The organism is Alkalibacterium pelagium (assembly GCF_900109325.1).
Classification (GTDB): Bacteria; Bacillota; Bacilli; order Lactobacillales; family Carnobacteriaceae_A; genus Alkalibacterium; species Alkalibacterium pelagium.
Window position 1 is genome coordinate 1 of the sequence record NZ_FNZU01000027.1, and the last position, 2,004, is coordinate 2,004.

The following is a 2,004-nucleotide window of genomic DNA, read 5'->3' on the forward strand; positions in this document are numbered from 1 at the left end:
CCTTTTGCGTACATAAACAAATAAGATCCGCTAAAAATCTCAAGTAGATTTTCAGCGGATCTTATTATTTTTCTGGGACTTTTGTCCCAGCCTCTATTAAACAAAAAGACACCATCGTCTCCAGGAATTCTATCCTGATTCGGTGGTGTCCTTAGTTTGTTCAATTGTATCAGTAACTTAAGAAAATCGGCTGCAGAACATAGACGGCAAAGACGATGACGACGATTCCGACCATATTCATCCAGAACCCGGCTTTCATCATGTCTTCTATATCCAGCAGATCCGCACCAAATACAGCCGCATTAGGTGGTGTGGAGATAGGAAGCATAAATGCGCAGGATGATGCCAAAGCAACAACTGCCATGATACCGTACGGTTCTACCCCTATTCCGGCAGCCAGGCCGACGCTGATCGGCATCAGCATATTGGATACCGCTGTATTAGACATGATCTCAGTCATGAACAGAACGGTGGCGGTTAGAATGATGAGAATCAGCAGATAGTTGAAGCGGTCCAGATTCGACAAGATGTCTCCGAACCAGACAGTCAGGCCGGAAGACTCAAACGCTGCAGCAAGTGACAAGCCGCCTCCGAATAATAGAAGCAGGCCCCATGACAAGCCCTTCATATCAAACCAGTCCAGCAGTCTGCCACCCTTCGTGTTAGGAATGACGAACAAGGTTGTGGCTCCAAGCATCGAAATGGTAGTGTCTGACAGTTCAAACGGAAGGAAGCCGCCAAAAATCCACAGCAGGCCGGTCAGTGAAAAAATCGTCAGGACGAATTTTTCTTCAGTCGACATTGGTCCTAGTTCTTTCAGCTGCTCTCTGGCAAATCCGGACGAAATATTTCCTTCATCCGTCACTTTAAATTTGATTTTAGTAATGTAAATGTATAATACGACAAGCAGGATGACTGTGACGATAATTCCGAACGTGAACCAGTCGGCGAAGGTGATTTCCTGGCCGAGCATATTCGAGGCAACCGCTACAAGGGCTGCATTCGGTACGGATCCGACAATCGTAGCCAGGCCTCCGATCGATGCCGAGTAAGCGACAGTCAGCAGCAGACCTTTGGCAAACTTCTGAAACGAATCTTCTTTAAGAAACTCTTTATCCTTAATTTCCTTGATCAATGCCAGAGCGATCGGCAGCATCATCAAAGCCGTTGCGGCATTCGAAATCCACATCGACAGAAACGCTGTGGCCAGTCCGACACCCATTATGATGCGACTGCTGCTTGTTCCCAGTAAAGCAATGATGGTCATTGCAATCCGCTTATGCAGGTTCCACTTCTCGATTCCCAAAGCAATCGTGAAGCCACCCATGTACATAAAAACGATGGGATTGCCGTACGCCATAGTTGCAGTCGCCTGATCTGTTCCTCCGGCTAAAGGCAGAAGGAATATTGGAAGCAGTGATGTGGCCGGAATAGGTAGGGCTTCCGTTATCCACCAAGTCGCTACCCACGCGGTCACTGCCAGCACTGCTCTCGGACTCGCTTCCAGCCCTGTCAGCGCGGGTACAAAGTAAATGATTACAAACAAGAGGGGGCCCAAACCCATCCCGATCTTTCTGAAGTCAATTCTCATGTTCATCTCTCCCCTTAAATAATATCTAAGCGACATCCCCCAATGCCCTGCTATTTAATGCACACCGTCCAACTTAAAGCACATACTATTTAATCATAGCAGAATCTGAACCATAGGGATAGCGAACACAATTTAACTCTATATAAAGATGAACATGTTCAAAAGATTATAAAGTTTACTATCTAAATACTTTAGAATCTTTTGTCCTTGCTTCTTACCACCTCTGTTATTTATTCTGGCGGATGAATTAAAGGACACTCTCCTCTCCTTAACAGATACTATTTTCTAAACAGAAAAAAGCAGATCAGCGAATATAATCTGAACTGACCCCTGTCAAGTAGACAGTAAAAAAAATAAAAATTCTTATGCTGCAGCCTGATACCGATATTCCATTGGTGTTAGGCTGTTTCGTG

Annotated in this window: 1 protein-coding gene; it reads right to left on the minus strand. The window is 45.4% G+C overall.

The annotated features are described in order from the left end of the window. Window positions 1-169: 169 nt before the first annotated feature. Complete coding sequence (locus tag BMX79_RS12365; RefSeq protein ID WP_091483121.1) at window positions 170-1,591, minus strand: SLC13 family permease; 1,422 nt, start codon at window positions 1,589-1,591, stop codon at window positions 170-172. Window positions 1,592-2,004: the final 413 nt, after the last annotated feature.

What these genes read in the sequence shown, in the direction of transcription:
- BMX79_RS12365 (WP_091483121.1), bottom strand. Translation starts at nt 1,591, where the DNA reads ATGAGAATTGACTTCAGAAAGATCGGGATGGGTTTGGGCCCCCTCTTG.